The sequence below is a fragment of the Pseudodesulfovibrio sediminis genome (assembly GCF_020886695.1).
GTDB lineage: Bacteria > Desulfobacterota > Desulfovibrionia > Desulfovibrionales > Desulfovibrionaceae > Pseudodesulfovibrio > Pseudodesulfovibrio sediminis.
Genome location: NZ_AP024485.1, coordinates 735140 through 748516, shown reverse-complemented (window position 1 = coordinate 748516; position 13377 = coordinate 735140). Strand labels below are relative to the sequence as shown.

Sequence of the window (13377 nt, the reverse complement as noted above, 5' to 3'; positions counted from 1 at the left end):
CTCTTGGTCAAAGTCCGGTTACATGTTCGACAACAATAGATTCAACCGAACCGCATTTATGGATGGTTCCGGTGATAATCGCTTCCTGTTGGGACATGGAGAGCAGGGCCGGAAATCGCTCCAGATTCTCAACCCGGATTTCCCGTTCGCCTGTGCAGGCAATGAGTATGGTTTTCACCTGAAACTGGTTATCCCAATCCTCGGGGACAACGACCCCCCTGATAGTCTCCGTGCGTGACGATATGTTCTCTGATTGTTGCTTCATGCTTTTCACTGCCTCATAAAGAATCTGTGAGAGTAAAGCAGAGAATGTGCCATTGTATTAACCATATGTAATTTAAAGAAAAAAAACGCTTGGCGTGTTGCTCGGGTCAGAACTGTGAGTTCCGGTTATTCCCGCTCCAAAGGGGAGGAAAACTGGTGTTGCAGTTCTGTAAAAGCGAAATGAAGGCGTTGATGAGTATAATAAGTGATTAATATCTGAGGGATAAAAGCATATAAGAACAGCTAGTTCTTGTTGGCGGTGTGAATAGGAGTTGTGCGTTCCTATTTTTTGAGGCGAAAGTCCTTTCTGCACAGACCGTGTCGGTTCATGAGCTTGTTGAGTTGGCGCGATGTGATCCCGGCTCGTTCCGCCGAATCCTTGATAACGCCATTGCATTGTTCCAGCAGGCTGGTCAGATATTGTTTTTCGAATCTGTCGATAGTCATTTGTCGTGCTTGTTTGAGCGGCAGGCTGGTTTTTACCGGGGAGGTAAGGGTCTCGCCCTGGGGGTCGAGAAGGTCGGGCGGAAAGCTGTCTGGCCGGAGTATTTCCCCGGATTCCAGAATACAGGCCCGTTCGATGATGTTTTCCAGTTCTCGCACGTTGCCCGGCCATTCATAGTCCTGAAATGCGTCGAGTACTTCGGGGTGTATGCCTTTGATTTCCGTATTCAGCAGTCCATTGAACTGCTTGATGAAACTTTCTGATATTCGGGGGATGTCTTCAATCCTGTCTCGCAACGGAGGAATGCAGATAGGAAAGACATTGAGCCTGTAGTAGAGATCCCGTCTGAATTTGCCCTCGTCGCACAGGGCTTTCATGTCTTCATTGGTTGCGGCGATAATGCGGACATCAACGGCGATATCGTTTTCGCCGCCGACACGCTGGATAATCCGTTCCTGAATGACATTGAGGAGTTTGACCTGCACCGACTGGCTGACAGTACCGATTTCATCAAGAAAGATGGTACCGCCGTGGGCCAGTTCAAATTTCCCCAACCTGCGGCGGACGGCGCCGGTGAATGCGCCTTTTTCATGACCGAAGAGTTCACTCTCCACCAGCCCGTCAGGGATGGCGCCGCAGTGGACACTGATGAAGGGCATGTCTTTGCGGTTGCTGTGGCTGTGAAGGAGTTTTGCGATCAGACTTTTGCCTGTGCCGGTCTCGCCGGTGAGCAGTGTCGTGGTCCGGGTCTCGGCCACCTGTCGTATTTTGACAAATACATCGCGCATTGCCTGACTTTGCGTGTCGATGAAGTCCAGTGAGTTTTCGTCCCAGAACTGCCCCCGCAGAAAATCGAGTTCAGATTGAAGGACATCGGATTCACGCACTTTGGCCATGACCAGGCCCAGTTCTTCCCTGCCTATGGGGTGAATGAGATAGTCGAATGCGCCGGCCTTGACCGCATTAACTGCAACCGTGGTCTGTTCCTCGTCGGCCATGACAACAATGGATGCCGAAGGATAATGCTTCCAGAGCTTTTTGAGCGCCTTGGGGACGGATTGACCTTTTCCAAGGAGAGATTCGACATCGACGAAAATCGTATCCACTTCCCGGTCTTCGCTGGGATTCGAGGATTCCAGCGTCGTGACAGTCAGGATGTCATCGTCCTGATCCAGCAGGTTGCTGACATCTTCAGACCGACTCCCATCCCGAGTAATGACAAGCATTTTTCTCATAATTACGATTCCTCACGCCCTTTTTACTTCCATGGGAGTATGGTGACAACAGTTATTTGTCAGGGCTGTGGTACTGTCCAGCGGTAGCTTCTTGGCATTGAGGGCCGTGAATATGCTCAGGGTTGGCCATGGTTAGGTGTTGAATCATACCTGGTTCGCGTCTTTCTCCGGGATAATTTTACATCCCGTATTTCTTCAATTTGTTGTTGAGGGTAGTTCGGGTGATGTCGAGTATCTTGGCCGCTTCGCTCTTGTTCCATCCAGTCTTTTCGAGGGTTGCCAGAATGGCTGATTTTTGGACATCCTCAAGCGGCTGGCTGCCGAGCTGTTCTGTGTCGGCATCGCACGCGCTTTCTGAATCATAGCTGTCTATCAGCGATGCGGGCAGTTCCTTTTCCGTGACGTATTCGCCCATGGACAGGATGACGGCACGTTCGATGGTGTTTTCCAATTCGCGGACATTGCCCGGCCAGGAGTAGCGAATGAGCATGTCCATGGCCAGTGGCGTAAAGCCCTTGACGTCTTTCCTGTTCTTCTTTGCGAAGCGCTCAAGAAAGGCACTGGCCAGCAATGGGACATCGTCCTGACGCTCCCGGAGGGCGGGCAGTTTCACAACCATGACGTGAAGGCGGTAGTAGAGGTCTTCACGAAAATGGCCCGCTTCAACTTCGGCCTTGAGATCCTTGTTGGTCGCAGCGAGGATGCGTACGTCAACGGATTGTACCGTATCGCTCCCCACCCGCTGTATTTCACGTTCCTGCACGGCCCGGAGCAGTTTGGCCTGCATGGACATGGATATTTCACCGATCTCGTCGAGAAAGATCGTTCCTTTGTCTGCCTGCATGATCCGGCCATCGCGTCGTTTGTCCGCGCCTGTAAAGGCTCCCTTCTCATGTCCGAACAGTTCGGATTCCAGGAGCGTTTCAGAAAGCGCCGCACAGTTTATGGTCACCAGCTGTTTCATCTGCCGGTCGCTGTTGCCGTGAATGGCCCGTGCTATGAGTTCCTTGCCGGTGCCGGATTCCCCGGTAATCAGGACCGTGGCTTCGGTGGGAGCGACGACCTTGACCATTTCGGTGACCTCCCGCATGGCGGGGCTGGTCCCTATGATGCCTGCGAGGGATTCACCGGAAGAAACGGCTGCCTTGAGGTTGCGGTTTTCTTCGGAGAGCCTCTTGTACTCAAGGGCGCGCTCCAGAGTGAGCTTGAGTTCGTCGAAGTTGAGTGGCTTGGTCAGGTAGTCGTAGGCCCCGAGTTTCATGGCTTCGACGGCAGCATCTACCGAGGAGTATGCCGTCATGATCAGCACCGGAATAGCTGGATTGAACATCTTGATCTCTTCCAGGGCTTCGATGCCGCTGACATTCGCCATGCGAACATCCATGAGAACAGCGTCGTAGGGGTGCTCCCTCACTGCGGAAATTGCTTCAGAACCGTCCGTGGCGGAAGCGGTCTCATACCCCCATCCCCGGAGGACGGTTGTCAGCATGGAGAGATGGCCTTTGTCGTCGTCGACGATCAGTATTGTGGTTTTCATTTGTTTTCCTGAAATGCTTGCGGCAGTGAAATGGTGAACGTTGTTCCCTTGCCAGTGATGCTTTCGACTTCGACGTTTCCGCCGTGTCCTTCGACAATCTTGCGGACCACAGCCAGTCCGAGGCCGGTTCCCTGGCTTTTGGTAGTGAAATACGGGTCGAAGATGGTGGACAGATCCTCTTCGGGGATGCCCTGTCCCGTGTCTGCAATTTCAATGTTCAGTCCGGTGTCGGAACGATACGCGCGCAATGATAATCTGTCGTCGGAGTCCATGGCTTGAACACCGTTGATGCCGGCGTTGAGTAGTGCCTGGATCATGCGATCAGCATCCAGTTTCGCCATGGGCAGCTCTGGTTCGACCTCAATGGTGAGATCGATTCCCCGACTTGTCACGTCCTGCTGTAACAGCCGAGACACAGTGTCCATCACCATTGTCATATCCGTCTCACGGAATTTGAAATCAGAGGGCCGAGAGAAATCAAGAAGTTCGGATATGACTCGATTGAGGCGTTCAGTTTCGGTGATCATCACGGTTGCGGCCTTGCGATTCTCACTGCCTTCGTCAAAGAGTCCGGCAAAGTAGGTCGCATATCCCTTGATACTGCTGAGCGGGTTGCGGACTTCGTGGGCGATGCCTGCCGCCAGATTGCCGATGGCCGCCATTTTCTCTCGCTGTTTCACGTCTGCCTGGAGTCGGTGGATTTCGGTCAGGTCGCTCAGGATGAAGATCGTGCCGAGGGGGGCACCTTTGTCGGCAAGTACAGGTGCCACGCCGACATTGGCCGGAAATTCCGTTTTTTCAGTCCGGACCAGCAGCTCCCTGGTCACGGGAGTGTTTTCCCTGTTGGGGCCTGAGGCCAGTTCGATAACAGCAGGGGGGAGCACCTTGTCCACCGGGCGGTTCAGGGCGTCTTCCGCCTGTATCCCGAGCAGGGTAGAGGCGTCAGCGTTTATATGGGTGATGGCATTGTCGGAACGGGTCACCACCAGTCCGATGGGGAGGTTGGCAACAATTTCAGCGGAAAAGGCCTGGGAATCCTTCAATTGCTGTCGAGATCTTCGGTAGGCCTGCAACCAGAAGAGCGAGACCATACCGCCGAGACCTACAAGCAGAAGAACTCCAGAGGTCAGTATCAGCACCCTCATGTCGGTTTGGCGCGCTTCAACAAAGGGAGCAACATCAAGCCCGATGAAGATCAGCGGTTTTTCAATGGTCTCACCGGAGGTTGTGCCCCGCATCCTGCCCCATCCCGGGGTGTGGGTGCTGTTGTGTCCCCGCATTCCCCTCATATGACGACCCATCATGCCGCGCATCACTCCGTAGCCGCGGGGCCCTAGGGAGACGAATTCCTTGTACACAACGAACGAAGCTGCTTCGCCGTCTTCATTTTCGATCATCCAACGCGCCTGTCTTTCCGGGGCAAGCGTTTTGATGCGGTCTGTGTCGAGGTAGACGCTGCCTATTTGAGTGGAGTCGCTGTGCGCGAGGATCATACCGTCGTTGTCAGTAAGGACTATATAGAGAATATCCGGAAGTTCGGCAGTGGCATCGATCAACGCCTGAAGTCGATCTTCTGAACCCAAGTCGCCCATCATGCCGACCTTGGCCCCGGCCTCGAAGGACCGGATGAGTGCCGTGCCTTTTTCGCCGAGAACCTTTTCCATGTCGCGCACTTCGCGGTTGTAATTGAACACGGCGAGCGCCACGACCAACAAGGTCATGATGGCGGCCATTCCCATGACCATCCAGACGGATGCCGAACTGTGCAGAAAGCTGTTTTTCAATTGCATGTCTTTTCACCTTGTCGGTGTGATCATTTTTTAGACGATTCATTATTTTCAACTGATTAAAAATTAACCACTTAGCCCCGTGTTGGCAAGTGTCAAAAGAAGGAGGATTAGGCAATTATTTAAAAATAAACTTTAATATCAACGTGTTAATTGCCAGAAATTCTTTTTGGCACGCCCCTTGCCTTATACTGGGTACAAACACGAAAGAAACCATCAGGAGGTTTTCATCATGAAGAAGATTTTTATGGCTCTTGCAGTAGTTGCGGCTCTCGCTTTTGTTTCCACCAACGCAATGGCTTGGGGAATGCACGGCTGGAATGGTAACGGTTGCGTCAGGGGATACTCAAGCCAGGTTGATGATAAGGCTTACCAGGAATTCCTGGATTCAACCGCTGACCTGCGTGCCACTGTCAACGCCGACAGGGCAGAAGTCGCGGCTATCATGGCCGGTCAGAATCCGGATGCCAAGCGGGTACGCGCTTTGACTGAAAACATCGACAAGAACAAAGCCGCAATCAATGACAAGGCAGAGGCTCTGGGGCTGAAGGCTCAAGGCTTCATGGGGCGCGGCATGGGTCGCGGTATGGGGCGAGGCATGGGACCCGGAATGATGCGCGGCGGCATGATGGGCTCTGGTTACGGTAACGGCTACAATTGTCCGGTCAGGTAAACGGTCCACGCAATGAATTCGCGGGAGGGAGTTTTCTCTCTCCCGCAATTTTGTCACACTTGGAGGCTCCATGTTCAATTGCAATTGGGGATTCATGACCGGCTTCGGCCCGGGAGGCGGCATGGGCGGATTCGGCTTTCTTTTCAATCTGTTTATCTTCGGGTTGCTGATTTTTCTGGCCTACAAGCTTATCCAGAGACTCTCCCGCCCAGATGGCACGCGCGACAGAGAAGATTCCCTCGAAATCCTGAAGCGCAAGTATGCGAACGGTGAGATCACTACCGAGGAATTCAGCAGAATGCGTGAAATTCTCCGCTCATAATCGGTTTCCGGGCTGAAGTCAGCAAGGTGGTTTTTCATACCTGAAGGAACCCCAAGCAGATTGCAAACTGGTCTGGTTAGACCAACTAAAAAGCAGTTAGGCCGGAAGTCCGGCCTAACTGCTTTTAATGCTTGGTACCTGGGGCGGGATTTGAACCCGCACGGCCTTGCGACCAAGGGATTTTAAGTCCCTGGTGTCTACCAATTCCACCACCCAGGCTTGAGGTGCTTTCAATATCCTGCAATTTGGCGAGGAGTCAATTGTTTTGGCTACTTGAACATCTCCAGATAGTTTTTGAAGAGGCGAGGGCTGACGCGGGAGTATTGGTCGAAATCGGAGATCAGCTCCAGTCCGGGGACTATTGCCCGAGTTACCGGGATGTTCAGGTCTTTGCGAGTCAGGTCAACATAATTGGGCGTGTACCCGTTATCCATCAGCGTTTTTTCCAGCACCATCAGATCGCCTTCCGCGCTGCCGGTCGAGTAATCGGGCAGGTCTTCGAGTTTGCAGGTGGGGAGTCCTTCCGGTGCCGGGCCGCTCTTGGGGCCGGGGTAGGGGTAGGCGGTTTCCGTCATGGCCGAGACCAGTGCCGAGGAGCCGCTCAGATCGCAACCGCCGCCTTTGTTTACGTCTCCATGTTTGCCGAGCACCACGGACTTGTAGCAGGGGATGCCCAGCTCGGTGGTGACGTCCATGAACCAGACGTCAATGCCGTCTTCCTTGTATCCGGCCAGCAGCTTGCTGATCTCGGGATCATCTGTTTCGATTTTGAAGCAGCGCTCGGGATCGAACAGCGTGGTGGCGTCGGAGTCTCTCTCGATGACCTCAGTGAGGGCCGCGACCTTGGCTTCGGCCAGCGTGTTGCCGGAGGCGAGGCCGGTGGAACCGAGTGCGCTGAACAGGGATTGTTCATCCAGATTGCAGAAGAGAAAGACGAATTGGACAGGCATGAGAATCGGCTTGATGCCGCCGTTGCCGTCCGGAGTGTGTGCTTCCATCCAGTGCAGTTTCTGGCCTGCGTAAGGGACTTCGAGTCGGATGTCGGCGGGGTTCACTGCGGCTTGTTCCAACTCGTCGTATGCTGCGAAAATCAGTGGGTATTCCCGTGTGTATTTGAGAATGCCCTTGGTGCCCACGTTGGCATAGGACGAGAACCGTTCAGCCATTTCCATGGAATAGGATGCATCGGCGCGCTCCTTGATCAGACCCCGGCCATAACATGTCTGGATGCCTTCAAGCGCATTGTTGAAAGAACCGTTCTTGCATCTGATTTTGACCATCCAGTGGCGCAGGCGGGCAATGGGCGAAAGAGAGGCCTTATGCTCCATGGCAGGCCCGAGAAAAGCGTCGGCCTTGTTCAACACATCAAGTGCATAGTCCGTGGTCTCTTTGAGCGGGCGGCGTGGCAGCGGCGGAGGAAGCTGTCCCTTGAGCGCCTCCAGTGCGTGGGCGGCAGTGATCGGTTCCGATATTGCCAAATCCGTGTCGCTGAAAATCGGCTCCGGTCCTTCTTCAGGTGGGGGAAGGGGGGCGAGAGTGAAGATATTCTTGCCGAACAGGTCGATCCATTTGGTATGCGCGGGTTGGTCCTCCATGTTGTGGGAACGGATATGGATGGTCGGAGTGGAGTCCACCAGCGTCATGGGATCGAGCCCGTCGAACAGGTGCAGGAGCTGATTCTGGCGCTTGTGGCAGATGCATGCTTCATACATGACGGCTGTAAGAACCGGGTCGGATGTGCCCTTGTCCTTCATGACTTCCTTGATGAGCTTCTGGAGTTTGCGGGTGCGAAAATCCTTGAATCCCTGAAGGACGAATTCGTGCATATAGTCGTCATAGGGGTGCTTGCGGAGATGGTCGATCATCTCGTTGAAGCTCAGGTTCACGTCCGGCAGAGCGGCGAACATGCCGACACCGAAGTCTGTATCCATCATCTGTAATTTGTAGCGCATTATGTCCTCAAAGCGTTGATCAGGTCTTTGACCTGGGGGAGCAGGGCGGATGCAACAGTCCGAACGCCCTGTTCATTGGGGTGCAGTCCGTCAAGCAGTGTCAGGGACGGATCGTCCATATAACAACCCAGTATGTTCGGGAAAAGCGGCAGGGCGTATCTGTCGGCGATTTGCCGGAATATCGGATCAAACCTGGCCTTGTACTGCTTCGGTATTTCCGGGACGGCCGCCGTGCCCACCAGCAGGATGGGCAGGTTTTTGGCCAGCAGGATTTTCACCATCTGGTCGAACTCCTCCATGATCCGGTCCACTTTTTCTTCAGTGAAGAAATCATTGGTGCCGAACTCCAGAATCACCGCGTCAGGGTGTGCCTCGACAACCGTTTGAATACGGGCCAGGCCTTCAGCAAAGGTGTCTCCCGAACAGCCAAAGTTGAGGCACCTGGCATCCTCGCCGTCATCGCGCAACATCTGTTCAAGTACCGCAGGCAGGGCTTCGTCGGATGAAAGTCCGTATCCCTCCGTGAGGCTGTCTCCGAAACAGGCGATGCGTACGGCAGCCATGTTTACCTATCCGTTGATCCAGAGTTTGACGCTGGCGGATTCCTCGGCCCAGGCTTTGCTCATGCGGAGTTCGAGGAAGTGGCCGAACACGATGTCGAGCATCTCCAGGCAGCGTTCGATGAGAAAAATCTTCTCCAGAAACTTGGCGTCCGGGTCGTCGCCTTCGTCATCCTTGGTGTTGATCTTCGGCGTCTTGAGACCTGACAGGCTGAAGTCAGCGGCGCTGAGCGTGATAAGCCAGTCGTCCTGATCCATGGAGAAAAGCAGTTGCGCCTTGTGGACTTTCTTTCCATGGGAAAGCCCTGTCTTGGCCTCGGACAATTCCCCGGCAGGACTGGACACCGTGGCCGTGGACTTGGTTTCGCCTTCTCCTCCCTGAACAGAGAGTTTCTGTTCCATGTGCAGGGTGAAAGTGCGCTTGTCTTTCAATTGAAAGAGAATGTTCTCATTATCGGTCTTGTACCAGAGCCATGTGAGGAAATCCTGGCCAAGGATGGTGTTTTCGCGTTCTACGAGTGAAAGATCCATGACTGCTCCTTACACGAAGATGGTGGGATCAAGGTTTTCGAGTCTGGGGGCAGCTTCTTCGCCAAGGACATCCATGGCCATGAAGAAGGGAGTCAGCGGTTCCAGGTGCAGGTCGAAGGTCAGGGCGAAGTGGTCTTCGAACAGGGCGCGCACCTTGGCATTGGTCGTGTCCAGATACACACGATTTTCTGACGGGTTCCAGATCACGTCGAATACGGCGGGAATGGGCAGGGAACGGGCGCGGAGCCTGAGGGTCACTTGTTCCTTGAGTTCGCGTTTGCGATCGCGGGACACGTATTCCTTGCCTTGTTCCTTGTTCTGAGCGAGCTCTTTGTTCAGGGCGACTGTGTAGTGCTTCTTGAGCACGGCCGGGGCAATGCGCCGGGTGTCGAGCCTGAGCTTGAAGGCGAAGAACTCACCTTTTTCGGGCGGTGACTGGGTCCAGTTCATATCCAGCATGTCATCGAAGTTGGTCCAGCCGAAGGAGCGCTCCTCGGCGGTGGCGTCGATGTCGACCATACAAAATTTATGCAACTTTTCAGGTACCTGTTGCAGCAGTTCCTTGGGGACTTCTTCAATTATGCGATAGCGTGTCAGCCCAAGGCTGGCGGAGAGAATACTCAACTGTAGCTCCTAAAGGAATTGACGATTAATCGGACAGGACACTGAGGTAAAATCTAACGGACTTCTTGTCCAGCGATTTACTTTATGCATGAGTGCTCAAGAGTGCAACAGGTTGCTTGTTTTCATGGGCAACACGCGGTACATTCCATCAAATAGGAGAATGTCATGGCACATGAAACATTGCTTGAACTCATAGAATTTCTTGGAAAAACAAGCGCAGAAGTCAAGCGAATAGAGGCCGAGGCCGAGGTTGTCGTGGAGACCGAAGGGCAGGTCGCATTTCAAATAAAGATGGAAGAAAAAGCCGAAATTCTGGCAGCCCTTGGCGAAAAGGCCTGGAAGCTGACAGATAAGATCGAAGGGAGTTTGGGCGACGAAATCACCCAGAAGCTGGAGCAGTTTTCAATGAGCGCGAGCACTGCCCTGCGTATCGGGAGCGTCTTTTTCATGAGCGCCTTGCTCTATCCCGAAGATCATGTTCAAGGGGAGCCCAATGATCTGGAAGCATTCATTGAGGAGTTGAAGAAAAAAAATTAGCTCTGCGGTTTGAGGTCTTTGTCTTTTTGGGCCGCTCTTCTGGCGGCCTGCTGTTTCTGGCCCAGAAGCACAAGCTTGCAGACGGCGTCCTCCTGCGCGCGTTGCAGTTCGAGAAAACGGCAGCCCACATTTCCTTTTTCATGGCGGTGAACTTTGCAGGGAACGTCGACAGCCTCCTTTTTGCCGTCCAAAACGATGTCCAGCTTGATTTTTACACCGCTTTTTATACGCGGTTTCTCGAATTTGAACCCAAGGCCTGAGGCACTGATATTGGTGACAGGGTAGCTCTTCTTGAGTCTGTGGACAAACACCTCCAGCCCCTTGACCGAAATTCTGATGCTGGAGCGTTTTTTTGTTTGAGCATCATCGCCCTTGAGGGAAATGCTGAATCCCAGAGCTGCCTCATCAATTGGATCGGCTTTGACCTTCTTGGCATTTTTGCGGCAGGTGGCTTTGTCCTCCAGACAGACTTCCTTGTCGATATACAGGTCTTTCTGTCTGGCTTTTTTGGCTGTTCCCTTTTTGCCAGCCTTGGTATTGGCTGCAGGCTTGGATTTGGCAAAAAGCTGTATGATTGAGTCCAGGAGTCCCATGTTTCACCATTGTTCACTGTTTTCCGTTAAAAACCAGTGCCAATACTAAGGAAAAGATTGGATTCTGACAAGACGTGTAGCGTATGTAGGGGCAAACATCCTGTGATATTTCATGATTGGGGTTGACAATAATCCATTTTGCAAGGCAAGAAGATACATCTTTTTACGCAAAAAAAATGGGTTGATGGAGGAGGATAGTATGATTGGTGAACTGCTTTCTGGAATGTCTCATAGCTCGGGCCCCGGCTTTGTCGGTGTTTCTCTGATTTTCATTTACCTTGCCTGGATTCTGACCATCGGAGTTATCCGTGTGAAAGAAGCCATGAGCGAGGATCATCACTAAGACATCTGACGTGACGGCTGTCACGCTTGTTAACGTGAAGTTGAACCGTTTCCCTTGATCAGGGGAGCGGTTTTTTCTTTGCGTAGGCGTTTGGCTTTTCTTTGTTGGCATTGGCCGGTTCGTTTTTGCTGCGTACCTGGAAACGCAAAAGCGGATGGAACTTTGTGTTCCATCCGCTTTTGCGTGAATGGCTGGGCGGCGTCGCTGGTATTACAGTGTCGCGCAGGAGCCTTCAGGGTCTTCAAGGACGACCTCAAGGAGGTACTGACCGTAATTATTGTTGATCATTTCACAGGCCAGCTTCTTGAGCTGTTTTCGATCGATAAAGCCCATGCGATAGGCAATTTCTTCGGGACTGGATATGACATACCCCTGTCGATCTTGCACAGCCTGGACAAAGCTCGACGCACCGTGCAGGGATTCATGTGTACCCATGTCGAGCCATGCGTATCCGCGACCCAGTGTCTGGACTTCCAGGTCACCGCGTTCGAGGTAGAGTTTGTTGATGTCGGTGATCTCCAGTTCTCCCCGGGTGGATGGTTTGAGACTTTTAGCCATTTCTATGACATCGTTGTCATAGAAATACAGTCCGGTAACGGCATATTTTGACTTGGGTTTTGCCGGTTTTTCCTCAATGGAAAGCGCGCGGTAGTTTTCATCGAACTCGACAACGCCGTAGCGTTCAGGGTCTTTGACCAGATACGCGAAGACGATGCCGCCTTTTTCGAGAGACCCTGCCTGCTTGAGGATTGAACCGAGGCTGTGGCCGTAGTAGATGTTGTCGCCAAGGACCAGGCAGACATTGTCGTCACCGATGAAATCTTCGCCGATGATGAAGGCCTGTGCCAGCCCTTCGGGTTCGGGTTGTTCCCGGTAGGTCAGATTCAGACCGAGCTGGGAGCCATCGCCGAGGAGTTTTTTGAAATTGGGCAGGTCGTGCGGAGTGGAAATGATAAGGATATCGCGGATGCCAGCCAGCATGAGTGTTGACAGCGGATAGTAGATCATGGGTTTGTCGTACACGGGCAGGAGCTGCTTGCTGACCACTCGGGTCAAAGGGTGGAGCCGTGTTCCGGAACCACCCGCGAGTATTATGCCTTTCATGGGAGCCTCATGGGTACTGTGATTTACTTCGATTTCAAGTTAGGATACATCCCAACTGCATGGTTTTGACGCAGTATAAGACTGTGATAAAAGAAAAAGCAACCGGCATTTGATGAGCCGGAAATACAGGTGAATATGACAAATCCCTACTTTCAATTTTCAGCCGGTCTTTTGCCGGCCCTGCTGCTCTTGATCGCGCTCTTTTTTCTGTTCATATTTCTTCCGGTGTCCATGGTTGCCGAGGCTTTTTCCAAGCTGGGGTTGACCTCGGCTCAGGGGGTATTGATGCTCATAGCCATTTTGGTGGGCAGGATGGTAAACATCCCATTCCATACCAGTGAACGGCTGGTGGTCATCCCCCGTCCCCGTAAAGTGCAGTACACCATGGATGAAGCAGGGCGCCCCGTGCAGATCGAAGAGGAGCCTGCCAATGAACTGAAGAAGCAGGTCTTTGCCGTCAATGTTGGCGGATTCGTGTTACCATTGCTGTTGAGCATCACCTTTCTGATCCGTCAGCACATGGTTTACCAGACAGAAGGGGTCTACCTCTGGATTGGTTTTGTCCTGATCATGGTGGCCGGGGGGTGTTATGCCACGGCCAAGGCAGATCCGTTCACCGGGCTGCGCATTCCATTGGTCATGCCTGCCATCATCACTTTTCTTTGTGTTTATTTTTTCGTGCCCGAACCAGTCCGGCCAGTGGCGGCGTATGTGGCTGGCACCATGGGAGCCATTCTGGGTGGTAACATCATTCCCCTCATGACTAAGCGCATCCGCAATGCTGTTGGAGCTCCTGTTGTTTCCATTGGCGGCCCCGGCATCTTCGGAGGCGTGTTCGTGGCTGGAATCCTGTCTGTTCTACTTGCGTAA

Annotated in this window: 15 protein-coding genes and 1 tRNA gene; 5 read left to right on the top strand and 11 right to left on the bottom strand. The window is 53.0% G+C overall.

What is annotated here, in order from left to right; genetic code table 11:
* Positions 1 to 7: 7 nt before the first annotated feature.
* The 4 genes from SRBAKS_RS03780 to SRBAKS_RS03765 form a co-directional block, all read right to left on the bottom strand.
* Positions 8 to 265 (bottom strand): hypothetical protein, encoded by a 258-nt coding sequence (locus tag SRBAKS_RS03780; protein WP_229593809.1) that lies wholly within the window; start codon positions 263 to 265, stop codon positions 8 to 10.
* 281 nt (positions 266 to 546) lie between these two features.
* Positions 547 to 1944: a sigma-54-dependent transcriptional regulator gene (locus tag SRBAKS_RS03775; RefSeq protein WP_229593807.1), complete on the bottom strand. Its 1398-nt coding sequence runs from the start codon at positions 1942 to 1944 to the stop codon at positions 547 to 549.
* A gap of 178 nt (positions 1945 to 2122) precedes the next feature.
* Positions 2123 to 3481, bottom strand: a complete 1359-nt coding sequence (locus tag SRBAKS_RS03770; RefSeq protein ID WP_229593805.1) for a sigma-54-dependent transcriptional regulator — start codon at positions 3479 to 3481, stop codon at positions 2123 to 2125.
* The gene (locus SRBAKS_RS03765; RefSeq protein ID WP_229593803.1) at positions 3478 to 5271 is read right to left on the bottom strand and encodes an ATP-binding protein; all 1794 of its coding nucleotides are present in this window, start codon (positions 5269 to 5271) and stop codon (positions 3478 to 3480) included. The genes SRBAKS_RS03770 and SRBAKS_RS03765 overlap by 4 nt, the downstream gene beginning before the upstream one ends.
* Before the next feature lie 229 nt (positions 5272 to 5500).
* Here SRBAKS_RS03765 and SRBAKS_RS03760 point away from each other — a divergent pair, with 229 nt between their 5' ends.
* Together SRBAKS_RS03760 and SRBAKS_RS03755 are read left to right on the top strand one after the other, a co-directional pair.
* Positions 5501 to 5941: a zinc resistance protein gene (locus SRBAKS_RS03760; protein WP_229593801.1), complete on the top strand. Its 441-nt coding sequence runs from the start codon at positions 5501 to 5503 to the stop codon at positions 5939 to 5941.
* Between the two features lie 70 nt (positions 5942 to 6011).
* On the top strand, positions 6012 to 6263 hold the full coding sequence (locus SRBAKS_RS03755) for an SHOCT domain-containing protein (RefSeq protein ID WP_229593799.1): 252 nt from the start codon (positions 6012 to 6014) through the stop codon (positions 6261 to 6263).
* 132 nt (positions 6264 to 6395) lie between these two features.
* On the opposite strand, the gene SRBAKS_RS03750 is transcribed toward SRBAKS_RS03755, so the two are convergent.
* From SRBAKS_RS03750 to rdgC, 5 genes are all read right to left on the bottom strand, one after another.
* A tRNA-Leu gene (locus SRBAKS_RS03750) sits at positions 6396 to 6482 on the bottom strand.
* Positions 6483 to 6532: 50 nt separating this feature from the next.
* Positions 6533 to 8215 (bottom strand): YcaO-like family protein, encoded by a 1683-nt coding sequence (locus tag SRBAKS_RS03745; RefSeq protein WP_229593797.1) that lies wholly within the window; start codon positions 8213 to 8215, stop codon positions 6533 to 6535.
* Positions 8215 to 8778 (bottom strand): GDSL-type esterase/lipase family protein, encoded by a 564-nt coding sequence (locus tag SRBAKS_RS03740; protein WP_229593795.1) that lies wholly within the window; start codon positions 8776 to 8778, stop codon positions 8215 to 8217. The genes SRBAKS_RS03745 and SRBAKS_RS03740 overlap by 1 nt, the downstream gene beginning before the upstream one ends.
* Before the next feature lie 6 nt (positions 8779 to 8784).
* A complete protein-coding gene (locus tag SRBAKS_RS03735; protein ID WP_229593793.1) occupies positions 8785 to 9306 on the bottom strand; it encodes a hypothetical protein in 522 nt (173 codons plus the stop codon).
* A 9-nt stretch (positions 9307 to 9315) separates the two neighbouring features.
* Positions 9316 to 9930: a recombination-associated protein RdgC gene (gene rdgC, locus SRBAKS_RS03730; RefSeq protein WP_229593791.1), complete on the bottom strand. Its 615-nt coding sequence runs from the start codon at positions 9928 to 9930 to the stop codon at positions 9316 to 9318.
* Positions 9931 to 10095: 165 nt separating this feature from the next.
* On the opposite strand from rdgC, the gene SRBAKS_RS03725 reads away from it, so the two are divergent.
* Positions 10096 to 10467: a hypothetical protein gene (locus SRBAKS_RS03725; protein WP_229593789.1), complete on the top strand. Its 372-nt coding sequence runs from the start codon at positions 10096 to 10098 to the stop codon at positions 10465 to 10467.
* On the opposite strand, the gene SRBAKS_RS03720 is transcribed toward SRBAKS_RS03725, so the two are convergent.
* Positions 10464 to 11060 (bottom strand): PilZ domain-containing protein, encoded by a 597-nt coding sequence (locus tag SRBAKS_RS03720; RefSeq protein ID WP_229593787.1) that lies wholly within the window; start codon positions 11058 to 11060, stop codon positions 10464 to 10466. The genes SRBAKS_RS03725 and SRBAKS_RS03720 overlap by 4 nt on opposite strands.
* A gap of 199 nt (positions 11061 to 11259) precedes the next feature.
* Between SRBAKS_RS03720 and SRBAKS_RS03715 the strand changes: the two genes are divergently transcribed.
* Complete coding sequence (locus SRBAKS_RS03715) at positions 11260 to 11403, top strand: hypothetical protein (RefSeq protein ID WP_229593785.1); 144 nt, start codon at positions 11260 to 11262, stop codon at positions 11401 to 11403.
* Between the two features lie 210 nt (positions 11404 to 11613).
* Here SRBAKS_RS03715 and rfbA read toward each other — a convergent pair whose 3' ends face one another.
* The gene (gene rfbA, locus SRBAKS_RS03710; protein ID WP_229593783.1) at positions 11614 to 12507 is read right to left on the bottom strand and encodes a glucose-1-phosphate thymidylyltransferase RfbA; all 894 of its coding nucleotides are present in this window, start codon (positions 12505 to 12507) and stop codon (positions 11614 to 11616) included.
* Between the two features lie 135 nt (positions 12508 to 12642).
* Here rfbA and SRBAKS_RS03705 point away from each other — a divergent pair, with 135 nt between their 5' ends.
* Complete coding sequence (locus SRBAKS_RS03705; protein ID WP_229593781.1) at positions 12643 to 13377, top strand: DUF1614 domain-containing protein; 735 nt, start codon at positions 12643 to 12645, stop codon at positions 13375 to 13377.